Origin of the sequence: Paenibacillus soyae (assembly GCF_024623455.1) — a bacterium.
GTDB lineage: Bacteria > Bacillota > Bacilli > Paenibacillales > Paenibacillaceae > Pristimantibacillus > Pristimantibacillus soyae.
Genome location: NZ_JANIPJ010000017.1, coordinates 53,452 through 73,145, shown reverse-complemented (window position 1 = coordinate 73,145; position 19,694 = coordinate 53,452). Strand labels below are relative to the sequence as shown.

Here is a 19,694-nt window from a genome sequence, read left to right as displayed (position 1 = left end):
TGGGGGGCGCTGGCGGCCCGGCTTACAGCTCGATCTCGACGCTCCCTCCAGCCGCAATCGTAAGGACGCGCCAATCCGGCGAGCCGCAGACGCCAAGCGGACGACTCCTCAAGCTGCTATCCTCGGCCAGAAGCTTGACCTTCGCCGCATAAGGATGCGGGTTTCTTACGGTCAATGCGACGCGGCCGTCAACGCCTTCGGCGAGGCTGCACTTTACTTGATCGATAACGATAAACGTATGCTTCGCCGTATCCACGTAGATGCCGGGAACCTCCGCATAGGCCAGCATAAGAGACGCCTCGCACCAGCAGGAATAGGGGATCACCTCTCCGATGCGGTCCTTTCCTTCCCAATCGCTCATATTGACGCGCTCGCTCATATAACCCGCGGGCATATTCTGTCCGTCCCATCCCATAACGGGACGCTCCTCCCGCGACAAATATTGGGGCAGATTACCCGCGATTTCTCGTAGAAGCCGGATGTAGCGTTCGTTGCCTGTCGCTCTATACAGCTTCAGGAGGGAATCCCCCGACAACGTACAGATTCCGGGTGCGCTATGCTTGTTCTGTACGTTCGCGATAACCGATCCGGTCGTGCGAATGGCCAGTCTCTCGAAGGTCGACCCCTCCGGAAAATCGAAATCGTAGGAGACGCACCAGGTCATCGCCTGCAGCGCGGCTTCTTCGGCCTTCGCCAGCCACTCGCCTTCTCCCGTCTCCTCATGCAGAACGATGTACGATTCAAGCAGCGCGAATGCCGACTCGCTGTCCGGACACTGCAGAATTTCGCCGGGGCCGCCCGTCGTCACCCCTCTCGAAGTAAATTCGCGATAGTAGCGGAGAGCGGCCGCCTGCGCAACCTCCAAATAGGCCGGATTGCCGAAGTACCGCGCGCAGAGCGCAAGCCCCGCCGGAGCGATGGCCCCTCCTGCCGAGCCGCCGATTAGCAGCTCGCCCGTGCTCGTATGCACCCACTGCCCGAACTGCCCGTATCGGCTCCATAACGAGACGAACGCGTCCGCGAGCCGGCGCGTGCCCTCCAGCCATTCCTCAGGCACCACGAATTCGGGACGCAGACGCCCCAGCGCGAGCCAATGCTTCATCAGGAAATAGAGAGCGTCCGCGCTTTTGCGCAAAATATGCCATCGCTCGGGATGCTTCCGCCCCGGCGAATCGTTGAATTCATCTCCATACCATTGTCCCTTATAACACACGCCATGGAAAAATCCAGCCTCCGTCTGGCTCGAGAACATAAATCGCAATGTTTCGAGCGCGCGTTCCGCGGAAAGCTCGTCTCCTTCCAGCAGCAAAGCGTAGCTCGACATTCCTCCGCCAACCCAGCCGATCTGCCAATCCTGATGCTTCATGTCGATCGTCCCTACGGCATAATAGCCAAGCTCGGCATTCCAATTCCTTTCATTGTACTTCCGCTCCTGAACGGCCCACGCCGCCGACAACGGTAGGCTCGGCGCCGGCTCGAACGGCGCGCTTCCCTCTTCCCGAATAACCGCCAGCCTCTCGTAAAGCTCCCGGATGCTCTCGCACGGAAACCGGTAGACGCGGCAGCGGAGCCGTATCTCTTGTCCCGCCGCAAAGTCATGCGCCCGGTCCGTGCTCGGCGCCGTTGTCGTCGCCATCGTGTACTGAAAGGTCGGCCTGACGCCCGGAGCCTGAATCGTGAAACGGGCGGAGCGCTTGTCTGCGCTTTCTTCCAAGTGTAGGGACGTGTCGCCGAGCTCCGTGCCTTGATCGGTAACGAACACCCAGCCGGTCCCGCCCCTTCCGTCCATAATCGCCGCGAGGGGCGTCGCCGTATCCCCTGTCAGCAGATGGAAGGCGGATGGACCTCCGTCCAGCGACAGCCGCGGAACATCCGTGATCAGCGTCGGCACGTCCGGGCCGTAATCGTCCAGCTTGGTCCAGCACGGCGCATACGGCAAGGACCGCGCCTCGAACCGATTGCCGGCGTACACCGCTCCCGGCACGAGCACGTAATGATCCTTGCTCCATGCCGGCCACTCCCATGACAACGCAACGGTCGAAGACGGCGATTCGCCCAGCGCTTGGAAGAAGCACGTCAGCTCCATTCCCGCTCCGTCGCCGGGATCGCCTCTCGTATCCATGACGGCCGACCACAACCCGTCATCCGTTCTCCAATAACGCCCCTCGACATCCGGCATGAGGGCTCGCTTCAAGGCAGGTTCCGTTCCTTCGTATCCGTTCACGCTGCATGACAGTCGCAAGCCGCCGGTCTCCCGTTCATAACGCTCCAAGCTCCCGTTCGCTTCCATACCGAATCGCCTCCATCCTCCCTATCGCACAGCCCCCGCGAATTCATCGCCGGAGGCTGAAGTAAAATTATCACAGCTCTCCTAACCGGTCTACTGTAAAAAAAACGATTCAGTGTACCTTATTTGAAAGCCCTTGCAGCCTGAAATGCGCGGATTTATAACTAATAATATACAGATTGACAGAGGCAGGGGGAATCGGAATGACGAAAGAAATATACGTATCGCCAGAAGGGCGCGACGACCAGCCAGGCACGAAGGACGCGCCGTTCCGCACGGTCGGGAGAGCGCAGGGAGAAGTTCGCGCCGCCATCCGTGGCGGTCTCCGCTCGGAGACGACGGTTTATATCCGGGGAGGCCTCTACGAGCTGGAATCGCCGCTCCGGTTCGACGGCAGGGACAGCGGGGGCGACGGCTCCCCCGTCCGCTATTGCGCCTACCCCGGCGAGACCCCCGTTCTGGTCGGGGGCAAGCAACTAACGGGCTGGGAGCCTTATCGCGACGGCATCTGGCGAGCCCGGACGGAACCGGGCCTGCGGTTCCACACGTTGTATGCCGACGGACGGCGCGTCAGCCAAGCCAGACTGCCGGCGGCGGGCTATTTCGAGACGGACGCGGCCGAAGAAGCTTTGCTGAACGAAGAAACGAACCGCCACGGCATCCGGTACCGCGAAGGCGACCTTCCGGTCGATGGCGACATGACGGACGCGACCGTGTTCGTGTGGCCCGGCGAAGGCGAATGGAACTGGTTCTCGGAGACGAAGACCGTCTCCTCCGTCGACCGGGCTAACCGCAGGCTGACGTTCGCCACCCCCGCCACATGGTCGATCGGGGAAGGCTCCCGCTACTATGTCCAGGGCTCGCTGCAGTTTCTGCAAGCCCCCGGCCAATATTATCAGGATGCGGCGAACGGCTGGCTCTACTACCGCCCCTTGAGCGACGACGCCGATCCGAACGGGCAGTCCATCGTCGCGCCCAGGCTGAAACGGCTGCTTGAAATCGGCGACAAGGACGCTCTGGGACCGGCTGAGCATCTCGTCTTTTCCGGATTGACGCTGGCCTGCACCGACTTCTTCGAGGAATACCGAATGATGGACGACAATGCGGAGCGCTCCGAGCATCGCGAGGGCCTCGTATACGTCAATCACGCGAAGCATGTGCGGATCGAGCATTGCAGGCTGCTGATGTCGGGAAGCTGCGGCATTTTCCTGGACGCCTACGCAAGCGGCATCGAGATTCATCGCAACGACATTAGCCGCCTCGGTTATATCGGCATCAGCCTGAACGGCTTCCCGCCGGGCAAAGGTCCGTTCCGTTCGGCGGAGGAATCCTATACGAACCGCGGCCATCGCATTACGCATAACGTCATCGAGGACGGCGGCGAGCTGATCGGCCACGGGTGCGGCATCTTCCTCTATCAGAGCGGCGATAACGACATTTCGCGCAATCGTATAACCAGAATGCCGAGATACGGCTTTTCGCTCAAAGGCATGCGGTATGGAACGATGCCTAAGGAAGCTTACGGCATCAGCGTCACCTGGGATAATCACTGGGACTTCCTCCACAGCCGGAACAACCGCATCGCCTGCAACGACATCTCCGCCGTGATGGAGGACAGCCAGGACGGAGGCATGATCGAAGCCTGGGGCCCGGGCAGAGGCAATGTCATACACGCCAACCACCTGCACGACAGCGGCATCCACTTTTCGTTCGGCTTCGGCATTTATTTGGACGACGCGGCCGACGATTTCACGGTAACATGCAACGTCATCCGGCGCTTGTACAGCACGGGCCAAGGCAAGCTCTGGATGCTGATCTTCTCCAAAGGGATCGGCAACCGGATCGTCGGCAATCTCCTAGTCGATAACCCGCACGCCATCTCCGCGATCGGCTCGCAGGAAATGGCCGGAGAAGCGAACAAAGGGATCGAAATTTCCGGCAATATCGTATACAATTCTGGGTATCTGTACTATTTCGTCAATTATGATAACGAGCGGTTCGCCTCGGCCGACAGGAACCTGTATTGGAGAGACGGAGCGCCCTGCCTGGTGGCAGGCGAGCTGCCATTGACTCCATCGGGAGACGACGAGCTGGATCGGCATATTTATAGCCTGGACGCGTGGCGCTCGCTCGAATACGGCAAATACGACGCCGCGACGATCGTCGCCGATCCTCAGTTCCGAACGTCGGGCGCGTTCGAATACGAGCTTCGGCCGCATTCTCCAGCTTACGCACTGGGCTTCAAGGACATTGACTTCGAGAGCATAGGGCCGGGCCGTTAATTATTTCAGATGCGGGGGGCTTGAATGGCATGAAAATATTCGGCTTCTACAAATCCAAAAAGTATCTGCAGCGCGTCATGATCTCCATCATGGCGTCCATGGTCGTCATCTTGGTCGCCTCCTCCGTCACGGGCGCTTACATGCTGGAGCGCTCGGTCAAAAACATGCAGGAAGACTCCAGCTTAAAGGTCCTCTCCCAAATACAATACAACTTATCGTACATGAACGAAATCATTACAAGGCTGTCGAGCTTCGTCTTCAAGGACCCGTTCCTGATCACGCTGATGTATAACGACGACCTGCCGGAGATGGATCGGATTCGCGGCCACCGGCAGATGGAGAACATCATGGCGAGCTCGTCGTTCTTGCATTCGATGGTCGTTTATAACAAGTCGCAGTCCGCAATGTACGGCACAAGCGTCAACTTCCTGCTCGACGAAGGCGTGACGGAAGCAAAAATCAAAAGCCAGCTCCTGAATCCCGACAATCCGAAGCCTACGAACCGGCTCATCCCGATGAGTCTCGAAACCGCGGACGGCAGCATCGATACGTTCGCCTTCATCGTGACGGATTCATTAAAGCCGTTCTCCGAAGGGACATCGGCGATCATTCTGTTCATCAAGTCGGACTGGGTGTTCGACAGCCTGCGCAAGATGAACGTGAGCGGCGAGGAGAATCAGGGCGAGGTTTATATCCAGACGGAGGACGGAAGCCTGCTCACGTCCGATCCGAATGCGGCCTATATCGCGGCGGAGGACCGCGAGGCGCTGAAGCGGCTCGTCGACGCCGACAAATCGGCCGCGAACGGGGCATCCGGCTCCATCATCAGCGAGCTGACCCCCGGCAAAAGCATGATCAGCTATATGGACGACGGGCTGGGCAGCTGGACCATTCTGTACGTCCGCTCCTACGACAAGCTCATGGCCGGCGTCTCGGAAGCGCGCAACTCGTCCCTCCTCATGTCCGGAGCCTTCCTCCTGCTTGCCGTCGGATTATCCGTCTGGCTGTCGTATAAGCTTTATCATCCGATCGAGAACATGCTGAAGCAGATCAAGCCGTATTTGAACGATAATCGGCAGGGCGCCGGCGCCCCGCGCGACGAGCTCGGCATGATGAGCGAGAACGTGCGCCAGCTGTCCGACAAGCTGAACGAGATCAGCTCGGAGCAGATCGTGCAAAAATATTATTTGCGCAAATTTCTGACCGACAGCCAGCTGTTCTCCCATCACGACATGCAGCATGCGATCGAGAAGCATCAGCTGAACATTTCCGTTACGGACGAATTAATCGTCTGCGTGCTTCGAATCGACAACTATTCGGCTTACGACGACAATGCCTCTTCATCCTCCAAGAGGCTGTACGTCTTCGCCATCGTCAATATCGCGGCAGAGATTATGGGCAAACGGTATCCGTGCGAAACCGTGGAGATGAAAGGCGATCACGTCGCGCTTATCTTATCCCGACGCGAGAGTGAACGAAACGCGCCCTTCGAGCATGTCGTTCCGCTGGTTCGGGACATCCAGCAAACAGTCGAACGTTATTACGGGCTTACGTTATCCTGCGGCATTAGCGACATCGTCACGCATTATCCGTTTTTATCCGGCGCTTATTCGCAGGCGCTCCGCCTCTGCCAATACAAGATTATTAAAGGCAACAAAGCCATCCTTACCTCGCAGGACGTGAAGGAGAACTTGGCGAGCAAGCAGATGGCCGTCCCCGTCCCGATCGAACGCAAGCTCGCCGAAGCGCTGAAGAAAGGACATCTGACGGACGCGGGCAACGAGCTGGAGAAGGCATTCTCCCTCATTGCCGGCTTCGCTTACGAGGATATGCTTCGCGCCGTGACGAACCTCGCATGGCTGATCAAGAACGTGGCCGACGAAATCAACGAGAACCGCATCGTCTCCTTCTCCATCGAGTCGAATGCGGTGCAGCAAATCGCGCGGGAAAAAGAGACCCTGCAGGAGATGTATCTTGCCCTGCTTGCGTTATGCGCGAAAATTTGCGAAGGCCAGCGCCCCGCCGCCCTGGAGCGGAACGAGATGATGCTCGAAACCGTCAAAGAGCTGATCGAGGAGAAGTTCGCCGACATCAATCTGAGCCAGCAATCGATCGCCAGCACGGTCAAGCTGTCTTCGGCGTATATCGGGAAGCTGTTTAAGGACAGCTACAAGATGTCGATCACGGAGTTCATTAACGAGGTCCGGCTGCGCCACGCCCAGCAGCTGCTGGAGCAAGATAACTATACCATCGCGGAAATTATGGAGAGATGCGGCTACGCCAACCAAAGCTACTTCTTCCGCCTGTTCAAAGGCAAGGTCGGAAGCACGCCGAAGGAATACCGCATGAAGAAATCGATTTCGTGACGATCGCCATATAACGAAAAACAAGGCCCTTCCGGGAGCATGCCGCCCGCGAAGGGTCTTTTTCCGCTTCCGCCATCCGCCGTCTGCACAGAATCGCAATTTGTACACTGCATTCGTACAGTCTTTCGCAGATGTTATTCTATACGGCGGTTCGGCCGTCGTGCCATGATGGGCTCAGCAACGACAAAACGCACAATTGGAGGAGATGACGAGTGGCCAAAACAGATCCTTCTGCTTCCACGGCCGCGCAGCCGGCACGGACCACGAAGCCGAACCGGTTCCGGAAGGAATGGACCCATCTGAAGAAGAACCGCGAACTGCTGATGCTCGCCTTGCCCGGCATCCTATACAAGCTCGTGATCGCTTATATTCCGATGGTCGGGCTCATACTCGCGTTCAAGTACTTCCGCTATGACGAAGGTATTTTTGGAAGCAAGTGGGTCGGCTTCGACAACTTCGAGTTTTTGTTCAAAGCGCAGGACGCCTTCCGGATTATCCGCAATACGCTGGGCTACAACTTCGTGTACATCATGTTGGGCACCGCCGCGGCGCTGCTTCTGGCTCTGCTGCTTAACGAGGTGCATGGCCGGCTAATCAAAATCTATCAGACGGCGATGTTCCTGCCCTACTTTATTTCGTTCGTGCTCGTCGGCTACATCGCGAACGCTTTCCTCGACCACAACGCCGGCTACCTGAACACGATGCTCGGCTGGTTCGGGCTCGAGCCGCACAAATGGTATCTCGAGACGACGCCGTGGATCTTCATTCTCCCGATCGTCTCGCTCTGGAAAAGCATCGGCTTCAGCACACTCGTCTATTACGCGGGCATTACGGGAATCAGCACCGAATACTACGAGGCGGCAAGGCTGGACGGCGCAACCCGCGTCCAGATGATGTGGCGCATCACGCTCCCGCTGCTCAAGCCGCTTGTCATCATCTTGTTTATTCTGGGGCTCGGCAACATCTTCCGCGGGGACTTCGGCTTGCACTACTTCGTGCCGAACAACGTCGGTCCGAACTATCCGACCACGGATATTATCGATACGTACATTTACCGCGCGCTGACCAAGCTCGGCGACATCAACTCCGCGGCGGCCGTCGGCTTCCTGCAATCGGTCGTCGGTCTCGTCACGGTGCTGACCGCCAACTTCATCGTGCGCCGAGTCGACAAGGACAGCGCGCTGTTCTAGAAGAGGTTGTTCAAAAAGCCCACTTTTGATCACGAAGCAACTCAAGAAGCGCACTCGACATCGAATATCGAATTCAGCCGGAACTTCCGGTGCTCACGTAGCTCCCACTACGCTCCGCTCCTCACTTCCTAGCTTCATCCGATCTTCTCGGTGCTGAAAACTGGACTTTTTGAACTCTCAATGATAAAGGAGCTTACCGCCATGCCGTTATCAAAAGGCTTCAACCCGATGAATGCTTGCATCAACGTATTTATGACCGTGCTCTGTCTCTTAATCGCCCTGCCGTTCGTGCTGGTCGTCATCATTTCCCTGACATCCGAGAACAGCCTCGTGCAGAACGGCTACCAGTTCATCCCGGAGGAATGGAGCCTCGAAGCTTATCGGATCGTGTTCGAGAAGCCGGACCCGCTTGTCAGGGGTTATCTCGTGACCGCGTTCATCACGGTGGTCGGCACAGTCGCTTCGCTGCTGCTCACCGCAATGACGGCCTACCCCATCTCCCGGATGGACTTCCGTTACAATAGGCCGATCACCTTCTACATTTTTTTCACCATGCTGTTCAACGGCGGCCTGGTCCCGTTCTATATTTTGATGACGCAGTATCTGGATTTGAAAAACTCGCTGCTGGCTTTAATCATCCCCGGGCTGCTCAGTCCGTTCAACATCATGATCATGAAAGGCTTCCTCGACAAGATCGGGAAGGAAATCATCGAATCGGCCAAGGTCGACGGGGCCAAGGAGCTCCGCATCTTCTTCAGCATCATTCTGCCGCTGTCGACGCCGGCTCTCGCGACGCTCGGCCTATTCATTTCTTTCGGCTACTGGAACGAATGGTACAACGCGCTGCTGTTCATGGACAACGACAAGTATATTCCTCTTCAGCTGCTGCTTGTCCGAATTCTGTCCCAGATCGAATTTCTCGCTAACTCTCCGCTCGCGGAGGTAGCCGATAAGCTCGCTTACGCCAATTTTCCGACGCTGTCCGTCCGGATGGCGATGGCGATCCTGGCCGGCGGACCGATGCTCGTCATCTTTCCTTTCTTCCAGAAGTATTTCGTGAAGGGTATTACAGTAGGTTCCTTGAAAGGATAAGGAACGACTATTGTGCCGATATATACTTTCATAAATGGAGGGTTCAACGTGAAAAAAACAAAATCGTTACTCCGCTTGAAATGGTTCGCGCTGCTCTTGAGCTTCGCTATGCTGGCAGCGTGCTCGAACGGCGGCAACAACGCCCCGTCCGCTTCCACCGAGCCGACGCCGGGCGCATCGAACGAGCCGAGCGCGGCCGCTTCCGAGGAGCCGTCGCTGCCCGAGGCGAAGCTCACCTTCATCTACCCGGTCGCCTCGGATCCCGGTCCGGATCAGAAGCTCGTGAACGATGAAATCAACAAGTACCTCAAAGAAAAAATAAACGCGACCGTCGATCTAAAACCGCTGACATTCGACGAATACGAGGCCAAGCTGAATTCCATGCTGGCGGCCGGCGAAAACTTCGATATCGCCTGGAGCTCGAAGGGCTGGCTTGGCAACTATCAGCCGTATATCGACCGCGGCGCCTACCTCGAAATTACCGAAGACATGATCAAGCAATACGCGCCGGAGGCCCGCGCCAACATTCCGGACAAATTCTGGCCGGATATGCTCGCCGCCGACGGCAAGGTGTACGGCTTCCCGATCTACCAGGTAGCCGCCAAAACCAAAAGCTTGGTTATCCAGAAGCGTTTCGTCGACAAATACAATCTCGATATCAGCTCCATCCAAACGTACAAGGATATCGAGCCGTTCCTGAAGACGCTGAAGGAAAGCGAGCCCGGCATTATTCCGCTCGGCCTGGCTCAAAATTCATGGGGTCTCTATACAGACCGCACGAAGGTCGGGGAAGGTCTCGCGCTTACCTACGCTAAGGACGACCCGCAGCTGAAGATGGTTAGCAGCCTGCAGCAGCTCGACGAGAAGCAGGAATATTTCGACACGATGCGCAGCTGGTACGAAGCCGGCTACATTAACGACGACGCGCCGATCATTCAGAACATCAACGATCTGAAGAGCAAAGGCAATGTCGCGGTCGCGCTGGAGTTCACGTCCAAGCCGGGCGGCGAAGTCGGCGAGATGGCCGTCAACGGAGGCAACGAGGTCGTCTACGCCCCGATCGCGGACAGCTATTTCACGGGAATCGCTAGCGCCATGCACGTCATCAACAAAGGCTCCAAAAATCCGGAGCGCGCCCTCATGCTGATCAATCTGCTCAACACGGACAAATACTTGTACAACCTGATTTGCAACGGTATTGAAGGCAAGCATTATAAGAAGGTTGACGAGCAATATATCGAGCCGATCAAGGATTCCGGCTACGCGCCGAACGGCGACTGGGTGTTCGGCAACCAATTCAACGCCTTCCTGAAGCCGGGCCAAGCGCCGGATACATGGGAGAGAACGATCGAGCTGAACAACAGCGCCATCGTTCCCGCCACGAGCGGCTTCAACATGAACGAAGAGAACGTGAAGGCGGAGGTCGCCAACCTGACGGCCGTCAACAACGAATACCAGGTCGCCCTCGAATCCGGCTCCGTCGACCCGGCCAAGGAGCTGCCGAAGTATCGCGAGAAGTTGATCGCCTCCGGCATCGAGAAGGTAGACGCCGAACGCGAAGCGCAGTGGGAGACATTCAAGCAGGAACGAGGACTTGTGAAATAAGCTGTAAGCAAAAAGCCGCCGCTCAGGGAATGAATGATTCCCTAAACGGCGGCTTCTTGCGTAAAGACTATTTTATTCCCAAGGCTGCTTCACCGATAGGAAACCCGCGAATTGCTTGCTCTCCTCCCTGCGCTGCTTACGCATCTCCGCTCTTCTTGGCGCGGTCTCGTTCAGCTTCCGCTCTTCCTCCGTCTCCGGGATGACGTCCGGCATCGGCACCGGCTTCTTGTCGTCGCCAAGCGCGACGAACGTTAAGAAGGAGTGGGCTGCGATGACCCGCTCGCCCGTCATGAGATCCTCTTTGATGACTTTGACGAATACCTCCATCGAGCTTCTGCCGCACCAAACCACGTACGCTTCCAGACAGACGGAATCCGACGGCCGGATCGGATGCAGGAAATCGACCGAGTCGGTAGACGCGGTGACGACGGATCTTCGGCAATGCTTGGCGGCCGCGATGGACGCGATATCGTCAATATAAGCCATCAGCTTGCCGCCGAACAGCGTATTGTGATTGTTGACGTCGGGCGGGAACACTCTTGCCGTTTTGTAGCATTTGGATTCTCGGACGTAACGTTTTTGTTCCATGCCGTTGCACCCTTCCCGTTCGTTTTTATGAAGATTATACCTCCACAGCTTCTCCTTTTTCCAATCGATCCAACCCTCAAAACCATATGGCCGGCGGCCCCTTTTCTATTAGACCTCCTCTTAGGTCCGGGAGCTTAGGAGAAGCCGCCGAACGCCGTCGTATCCCGCTTCCCTTGAGCCCTGCATCCTATGCTAAAACAGGAGTATTTACATGATATACAAATAAATTTTAAAATTTTATACTTTATAGCAAAGATAGTTTTGAAATTTTATTTCATATCATGACTAAACATTTTGAAGAAGGGAAGTGCCTGCATGTACGTTCATAAGAAAACAAGAGCGCCGCTCGCGATTCTGTTAGCCGTCGCTCTTATGTGGAGCACGTTGACCGCGGGGTTCGCGTATGCGGCCGATGAACAGCCGAACGAGCAAACCGCCGCCGAAGAGAATATCATTGAAGCTCCCGTTCCCTCCGAGTCGGATTCCGAACCCCCTGCTCTTCCATCCGATGCCGTCACCATGAACGCAGTCCCCGCCGCATCGCCTATCGTGCTCATCGAAGACTTCGAAGATCTATCCGACCTATACACCTCCGGCGCCAAAGCCAACTCCGTCACGCTCGAGAGGCAGGAGCGGCCGGGGCCCGTGATGTACGGCCATGCATCGGGCAAGCTCAGCTACGACTTCACGGGCAACGACGGCACCTCCGCCGCCTACGTCTATTTCAATAAACACGAGGACCGCGTGCTGGAAGACTCCCCCCGGAAGATCGGGGCCTGGGTATTCGGCGACGCCGGCAAGCATTGGCTTCGCGCTCAGCTCGAGGACTCGACGGGCGCCAGACACGTGACCGATTTCACCTCGACAACCGGCTTCAACTGGAACGGCTGGCAGTATGTGACGGCTAACGTCCCGCAAGGGCTGCCGCTGCCGATCGAGCTGCGCCAAATTTACATAGCCGAGCTGAGCGCCAACAACAAGAACAGCGGTACCGTCTACTTCGAGCAAGTATCCGCCATCTATAACGACGCGAATCCGGTAACGATCGAGCTTGACGGTCTGCACGGCATGAAGCCGGGCGATACGCTGCAGGCAAGCGTGCTAGCAACCGCTTCCGGCACCTCCAGCCTGACGGACGTAACCGCCGGTTCGACATTCGCTAGCAGCTCGGATGCCGTAGCCACGGTCAGCGCTTCCGGTCTTGTTCAAGCGGTCGGCCTTGGCAGCGCCACCATAACGGCAGTGAACGGAGCTTTGACGGCTTCCTACGAGCTTGTCGTAAGCGTTGCCGGCGCCGCGCCGGCGGGCTTGGAGCTCGAGGCCAGCACCGTGCTGGAGCGAGGCGAATCCGAGCCGGTCCGGGCTTACGTGTATTTCGCCGGCAATGCCGAACCGCACCGCAGCGTAACGGGCGTGTCCTTCAGCAACAGCGCGCCGGGTATCGCGGAGGTATCCGCGGACGGCGTCGTAACGGCAATCGGAACCGGCTCCGCCACGATCACGGCTTCGTATGCCGGTCTGACCGCTGCCTATACGCTAACCGTCAACGAACCGGTTCCCGTCCTGCGAAGCATTCGGATCGCCGGACTCGCTCCAATGACGGAAGGCGGAAAGGCCCAGGCTTCCGTGCTCGCGACTTATAAGCTGCTTGACGAGGAGCTGGTTCGGGATGTGACGAACGAAGCAGGATTCAGAAGCCTGTCTCCCGCTATCGCGGACGTAGACGCGAACGGCTTGATCACGGCCAAAGCAGCAGGTACGGCAAAAATCGAATATTCATACGGCAGCAAGAAGGAGCAGGCCTTAGTCATTGTCAACGCTCCTCAGCAGCCTCAGAAGCGCGAGCTTCGGGCGGCCTGGATCGCCTCCGTCGAGAATATCGATTGGCCGGTCAAAGGCGTAACGACGGAATCCGATCAGAAAGCGGACTTTATCGAGCTGCTGGATGAGCTTGCCGCAACGGGAATCAATGCGGTGATCGTCCAGGTGAAGCCGACGGCGGACGCGTTCTACCCTTCCGAGCTCGCCCCGTGGTCGGAATGGCTGACGGGCGTACAGGGCAAGGATCCGGGCTACGATCCGCTCGCTTTCATGCTGGACGAAGTCCATAAGCGCGGGATGGAGTTCCACGCCTGGTTCAACCCGTACCGCATCAGCATGCATGACGACATCGGCAAGCTGGTCGAGGACCATCCCGCCAAGCTGCATCCGGAGTGGGTCGAGACGTACGGCGGCAAGCTCTATTTCAACCCGGGCGAGCCGGAAGCCAAGGCATTCGTCATCGACAGCGTCATGGAGGTCGTGGACAACTACGACATCGACGCCGTTCACTTCGACGATTATTTCTATCCGTATCCCGTCAGCAATACGGAGTTCCCGGATGCGGACGAATACGCGGCATACGGCGAAGGCTTCGACAATATCTCGGCTTGGCGGAGGAACAACGTCGATACGCTGATCGAAGGGCTGGCGGCCGAGATCAAGGAAAGCAAGCCTTACGTGAAGTTCGGCATCAGCCCGTTCGGCATCTGGCGGAATAAGGCGACGGACCCCGCGGGCTCGGAGACGAACGGTCTGCAGAGCTACGACGCGCTCTTCGCCGACACGAAAGGCTGGGTCGAAAAGGGCTGGCTCGATTATATCGCGCCTCAAGACTACTGGCACTTCGACTACAGCCCCGCCGCTTACGAGAAGGTACAGGAGTGGTGGCGCGGCGTCGTGGACGGCGAGAATGCCCATCTGTATATCGGCCATGCGGCATACCGCGTGCCGACTTGGACGGATTCGCAGGAGCTTTACAACCAAATCGTCTACAACCGCAGCTTCCCGGAGACGGTTCACGGCAGCATGTTCTTCAGCGCCAAAGACGTTATCGCGAACCATCTAGGCATGCAGGATAAGCTAGTCGCCGATCTGTACCGCTACCCTGCCCTCGTGCCGACGATGCCTTGGCTGGACGACGAAGCCCCGGAGGCCCCTGCTCTTCTGACAGCCTCCTCTTCCCGCGCCGGCCAAATCGAGCTTCGCTGGAAGGAAGCCCCCGCGGCGGACGATACGTCTTACTTCGCGGTTTACCGGGCGGAAGGTACAGACGCTCCGAATACGGAGGGTCCGTCTCAGCTTATCGGCACGGTTCGCAAGCAGGCGGATGAAGCCGTGCAAAGCTACTTGGATATGTCAGCGCAAAGCGGACAGAAATATACGTACCTCGTCACCGCGCTGGACCGGCTGCACAACGAGAGCGAAGCCAGCAACGCAAAGACGGGCGTCTACGCACCAGGCAGCGTTCTGAAGGAAAAAATTATGGCCAAGGACGCCATCGCCGGCACGATCGAGCTGGAGCTGTCCGGCGTGAAGAAGCTTGCTTCTAACGTCGTGATCGATCAGAAGCTCGGCGGAATTACGGTGCGCCGTTCGTTTGAAGAAGTGATGGTCGGCGCGAGCAACGCGGAAATCCGCTTGAACGAAGCCGGAGAGGTCGAACATATGACGTTGATCGGCGAGACGGAACGCGACACCATGCGCGTCGGCATACGCAGCAGCATCGCGGACATTACCGACTTGACGCAGCTGAATCACAACCGGATCGAGCTGCTCGCGAGTGCTCCGTTCCGGCTGGTCGACAAAATCGGCGAGTCGACGGTCGAAGCCGCCGCGGGCGTGCCGGTTATCATCACGTCGGCGGAAGGAAAAATCGTTGTCGAGCAGAACGGCGCGGAGCTCCTGAATACAAGCAACCGCGTATACGCTATGCCGCCCGCCGACGGTTCGCTTATCGAGGTCTCCTCCTTGACGAGGGCACAGGGTAAACCGAAATACCGCGGACAGCTGGAATTCACGTTATCCAGCGACGCAGGCAAGCTTCGGCTCGTGAACGAGCTGAGCCTCGAGCAGTATTTGTACCAGGTCGTGCCGAGCGAAATGCCGGCTTCCTTCGGGCTTGAAGCGCTTAAAGCTCAGGCGATTGCGGCAAGAACGTATGCGATGACGGATTATCTAATGAGCCGCTTTGCGGATAAAGGCTTCCATATCGACGACAGCACGCTCAGCCAAGTGTACAACAACAGCGCCGAGAACGAGCTTACAAGGCAAGCCGTCGACGCGACCGCGGGGCAAATCATGCTGAGCGGAGGCATGCTGGTTGACGCGAGATTTTATTCCACTTCTGGAGGCTACGGCGCGTCGAAGCACGAAGTGTGGTCCGACGCCGTCACGAACAAGTTCCCGGGTACGGCCATCCCGTATTTGACGGGCAAGAGCTACACGTTCAAGCCCGGCAGCCAGGAAGAAATGCTGTCGGTCGATACGTCGGACGAAGCGGCGGTGAGCGCGTTCTACAAAGACTTGTCGCTGACCGGCTACGACTCGGATTCGCTGTACTTCCGCTGGAAGGTCGCTCTGACCGGAGCAGAGCTTACGAAGACGATCAACAATAACATCAAGCTTCGCTACGCGGCCGATCCCCTCTTCATCTTGACGAAGCAGGCGGACGGAAGCTATGCCAGCAAGCCGATTCCGGACGACGGCATCGGCAAGCTTCTCGGCATGTCCGTCGCCAACAGAGGCGCGGGCGGCAATATAACGGAGCTCCTCGTCGAGGGCACGACCGGCACTTATAAAATCATCAAAGAATTCAACATTCGTTTCACGATCAGGCCGAACAAAACCAACACGGAAAGCGCGGGAGACATTCTCGCATACCGCGCCAAAGGCGGCTCCACGGATTACGACGCGGCGGCGACGCTCAAAAATCCTAGCATTCTTTATTCGGCCTTCTTCACCTTCGACATCACGGAAAACGAAGCAGGCGATATCGCCGGCGTAACGTTCTACGGCGGGGGTAACGGACATGGCGCCGGAATGAGCCAATACGGCGCGCAAATGCTGGGCAAGTCCGGCTGGACGTACACGCAAATTTTGAACGCCTATTACGCTGGCATGAAGATTGTGCCGCTGAACGCCCCGATCGTAACAAGGCTGCAGGTTGAAGCTGGCGAACGACTGGCGGTCGGAGCAGTAGGCAAGGTTTCCGTAAGAGGCATCTACAGCAATGGAATCGAAACGCCGGTCACGTCAGGGATTGGCTACCAGAGCAGCGATCCGGGGATCGTATCCGTAGACGACAGAGGGAACGTAACCGCCCACCGCGCCGGCGAAGCTACGATTACCGTAACGGTAGGCGCTCTTTCGGCCACAGCCGCGATTACGGGTTACATCCCGCATAATCCTGGTCCTGGTTCCGGCCCTGGAACGAATCCGGATCCGGACGGCGGCGCGGAGGAACCGGGCACGGATCCGGAGCCTGAACCGGAGATCAAGTTCTCCGACATCGCAAAGCATTGGGCCAAGGAAGCCATCGAGCTGGCCGTAAGCCTAGGCATGGTAACAGGCTTCGAGGACGGCACGTTCAGGCCGGATGCTTCGGTCACGAGAGCGCAATTCGTTACGCTTATGATGAGAGCATTTCCGATCGAAGAGCTGTCGACCGGCGAGCAAGCTTCGTTCGCCGATGCCGACGAGATTCAGGCCTGGGCAATGGAGGCGGTCATGGCCGCGGCAGCCGCGGGTTATATCGAAGGCTACCAGGACGGAACGTTCCGTCCGGCCGACCAGATCTCCCGTTCGGAAATCGCCGCGCTGATCGTCCGCTTCGCCGGGCTCGAGCCGATAGAAGGCGCCGGGCTTCCGTTCGAGGACGGCGAGCTGGCGCCGGGCTGGGCCCGCGGATACATCGCGGCCGCCGTGGAAGCTGGTCTGATGCAAGGCAAAGGAAGCGGCACGTTCGATCCGATAGAGGACGCGTCGCGCGCGGAAGCCGTCGTGCTTCTGCTGTCGCTGCTTGAGATGATGGAAGAAGCGTAGCAAACGCAAAAGGCGGCGCAGACCATGTCTGCGCCGCCTTTTGCCGTATTTAACAGTTCGGATGCCGGCAGATTCGATATCTGCCGGTCTCTTCTTCCCTGCTGCGCATCTCTACCCCTCGTAAGCCCGCTTCAGCTCATCGATTACGATCTTCTTCATTCCGAGCATCGCGTTCATTACGCGCTGGGCTTTGACTGGGTCTTTGTCATTCATCAGCTCGCCGAGCGTCTTCGGAATGATCTGCCAGGACAGCCCGAACTTATCCTTCAGCCAACCGCACCGGGACTCCTCTCCCCCGCCCGCTAGCAGCCTCTCCCACAGCTCGTCCACCTCGGCCTGCGTTTCGCAGCTGACGAACAGAGAAATGGCCGGCGTAAACGAATAATGCGGGCCGCCGTTAAGCGCCATGAATGACTGCCCTTCCAGCTGGAACGTGCCCGATATCACTTGATCCCCAGCTCTCGAAATCTGATGAATCGCCGAGTCATGGAAGATCGAGGTGTAGAATTGCATCGCTTCCTCCGCTTGATCATTGAACCACAGGAAAGTCGTAATTTTTTGCATGGGTAATCCCTCCGGCTATTAATGGTCATTCTGATAGTAGTTTATCATGAGGCTTCGGTCATCGTTTCTCATGGATTGCGGGGTTCTTACCTCTAGTCTCGGAATGTCGTTGCCATCCACTCCGCGAATCGTTCCTCTTCTTCGAACTGAGGATAGTGGGCGGAATGCTCATATACGATAAAGGTTTTGTCGGATGCGTCCAGCTCGTCGAAGTACGCTTTGGCCGCGTTCGTCGACGTCATGTAGTCGAATTCGCCCATCACGAAGTAGACGGGCAGCTCGAGCTTCTTCACCAGGCTTGTTATCGGGCTCTCCGCTTCTTCCTCAAGCAGCGTGTCCTGCGACTCCGCAATGCCTCTCGCATACCGGATGACATCCAGCAAATTATATTCCCGGTTCAGCAGAAAGCCTTCGACATAATCTCGGTTATCGTTAATTAGTCTTGCCGCTCCTCCATATTTCCGAATCAGGCTTCTCGGCGTACGCTCGAGCCCCGCCTCTATGTCCTCCCTTATCGCTTCCAGCTTGCTTACATCGCTCTGATCGCCGGCTGCGGAGGCTTGCTCAAGGACATAAGCGAAGCTGTCCAGCTCGCTGGCATGATGATCCGCGACTTGTCCGATCCCGATGTATGCCGCGTACTTCTCCGGCGCGGATGCAGCAGCCTGCATCCCGATATACGTACCGTAGGAGTGGCCGATCAGAATCGCCTTCGATTGTCCCAATCTATCCGTTAAATAGTCCGTCAACGACAACAGGTCCTCGACCAGCACGCCTGCCGTCACGTTCGAATAGTCTTCGCCGAACCGGAACGATTTGCCGCTTCCCCGTTGATCGTAATGAACGATGGTGAAATGCTCCTCCAGCGTCTCTTGGTATTTGCGCACGTAGGGGATTTCGGAGCAGCCCGGTCCGCCGTGGACGAAAATAACGATCGGATTGTTCCGGTCGGCGCCGCGGATCATGACCTCGTGCCAGGCGCCGTTCACTTTCATTTGCTCCAGCGCGGCGATGCCGTTTTCCCCTTTAATTGAAGGCGTCCACGTCGGAAAGACAAGCGCGGCCCCGATAATAGCGACCAAAACCAAAATGATGGACACGAACGTTTTTGTTTTCCTTCGTTTCCGTATCATTGCAGATGAAGCCTCATTTCTTCCATATGATGGATAATATTGCGCTTTTTTCACCTTATAGCACTTCCTCTCGCCCGTCAACAAGTAAACCTAGCATTTTATTTTTATGATGCGAAAAATCACTGACCGTAGCTGTCAGTTATCCCCCCTTATACTGAACAAGTAACGAAAACGACAATTAACGGAGGAATGGATATGTACAACAATTTGGAACAATTCGCAGCGGAGTGGAAAAACGAGTCTAAGATGACAGAGGCGACGCTTCAAGCGTTGACGGACGATTCCCTCTCCCAGGCCATTCGGGAAAACCGCCGGACGATTCAATCTCTTGCGTGGCACTTGGTCGCTTCCGTTGGCTATATGGCCTCGCTCGGCCTGCGATTCGACGCTCCAGCGCCAGACCGAATACCGGATACGGCGGCGGAAATCGCGGAAGCGTACAGCCGGGTTTCGCGCGCGCTGCTCGAAGCCGTCCTTACGCAATGGAGCGATGACCGTCTCGGGGAAACGCAGCATTTATTCGGGGAGGAGTGGCAGAACGGCGCGTCTCTGCGCTTCACCGTCATGCATCAGGCGCATCACCGGGGACAATTGACCGTCCTGATCAGCCAAGCGGGATTGCGGGTGCCGGAGCTGTACGGGCCGACCTACGACAGCTGGATCGAAAAAGGAATGGAGCCGCTCGCCTAATGTATGGTAAGCTCATACCAGAGAAACCGATTACA

General features: G+C 57.3%; 11 protein-coding genes. 7 read left to right on the top strand and 4 right to left on the bottom strand.

Going from position 1 to position 19,694, the window contains the following annotated elements; translation table 11 throughout:
- Nucleotides 1-22: 22 nt before the first annotated feature.
- Nucleotides 23-2,290, bottom strand: a complete 2,268-nt coding sequence (locus tag NQZ67_RS21355) for a hypothetical protein (RefSeq protein WP_257449866.1) — start codon at nt 2,288-2,290, stop codon at nt 23-25.
- Between the two features lie 200 nt (nt 2,291-2,490).
- On the opposite strand from NQZ67_RS21355, the gene NQZ67_RS21350 reads away from it, so the two are divergent.
- The 5 genes from NQZ67_RS21350 (at nt 2,491) to NQZ67_RS21330 (ending at nt 10,822) form a co-directional block, all read left to right on the top strand.
- Entirely contained in the window at nt 2,491-4,569 is a 2,079-nt protein-coding gene (locus tag NQZ67_RS21350) for a right-handed parallel beta-helix repeat-containing protein (protein ID WP_257449865.1), read from the top strand.
- 29 nt (nt 4,570-4,598) lie between these two features.
- Entirely contained in the window at nt 4,599-6,935 is a 2,337-nt protein-coding gene (locus NQZ67_RS21345; protein ID WP_257449864.1) for an AraC family transcriptional regulator, read from the top strand.
- A gap of 212 nt (nt 6,936-7,147) precedes the next feature.
- Complete coding sequence (locus tag NQZ67_RS21340) at nt 7,148-8,125, top strand: ABC transporter permease (protein ID WP_257449862.1); 978 nt, start codon at nt 7,148-7,150, stop codon at nt 8,123-8,125.
- Between the two features lie 201 nt (nt 8,126-8,326).
- Nucleotides 8,327-9,217 carry a carbohydrate ABC transporter permease gene (locus NQZ67_RS21335; RefSeq protein ID WP_257449860.1) on the top strand — a complete coding sequence of 297 codons (891 nt, stop codon included), beginning with the start codon at nt 8,327-8,329 and terminating at the stop codon, nt 9,215-9,217.
- Nucleotides 9,218-9,265: 48 nt separating this feature from the next.
- Complete coding sequence (locus NQZ67_RS21330) at nt 9,266-10,822, top strand: ABC transporter substrate-binding protein (protein ID WP_257449858.1); 1,557 nt, start codon at nt 9,266-9,268, stop codon at nt 10,820-10,822.
- Nucleotides 10,823-10,894: 72 nt separating this feature from the next.
- On the opposite strand, the gene NQZ67_RS21325 is transcribed toward NQZ67_RS21330, so the two are convergent.
- On the bottom strand, nt 10,895-11,410 hold the full coding sequence (locus NQZ67_RS21325) for an acyl-CoA thioesterase (protein WP_257449856.1): 516 nt from the start codon (nt 11,408-11,410) through the stop codon (nt 10,895-10,897).
- A gap of 315 nt (nt 11,411-11,725) precedes the next feature.
- Here NQZ67_RS21325 and NQZ67_RS21320 point away from each other — a divergent pair, with 315 nt between their 5' ends.
- Nucleotides 11,726-17,272, top strand: a complete 5,547-nt coding sequence (locus tag NQZ67_RS21320; protein ID WP_257449855.1) for a family 10 glycosylhydrolase — start codon at nt 11,726-11,728, stop codon at nt 17,270-17,272.
- Between the two features lie 111 nt (nt 17,273-17,383).
- Here NQZ67_RS21320 and NQZ67_RS21315 read toward each other — a convergent pair whose 3' ends face one another.
- Both NQZ67_RS21315 and NQZ67_RS21310 read right to left on the bottom strand, forming a co-directional pair.
- Complete coding sequence (locus NQZ67_RS21315; RefSeq protein WP_257449854.1) at nt 17,384-17,836, bottom strand: VOC family protein; 453 nt, start codon at nt 17,834-17,836, stop codon at nt 17,384-17,386.
- 92 nt (nt 17,837-17,928) lie between these two features.
- Nucleotides 17,929-18,966, bottom strand: a complete 1,038-nt coding sequence (locus NQZ67_RS21310) for an alpha/beta hydrolase (protein WP_257450064.1) — start codon at nt 18,964-18,966, stop codon at nt 17,929-17,931.
- A gap of 198 nt (nt 18,967-19,164) precedes the next feature.
- On the opposite strand from NQZ67_RS21310, the gene NQZ67_RS21305 reads away from it, so the two are divergent.
- The gene (locus tag NQZ67_RS21305; protein ID WP_257449853.1) at nt 19,165-19,659 is read left to right on the top strand and encodes a DinB family protein; all 495 of its coding nucleotides are present in this window, start codon (nt 19,165-19,167) and stop codon (nt 19,657-19,659) included.
- The last annotated feature ends 35 nt before the right edge of the window (nt 19,660-19,694 follow it).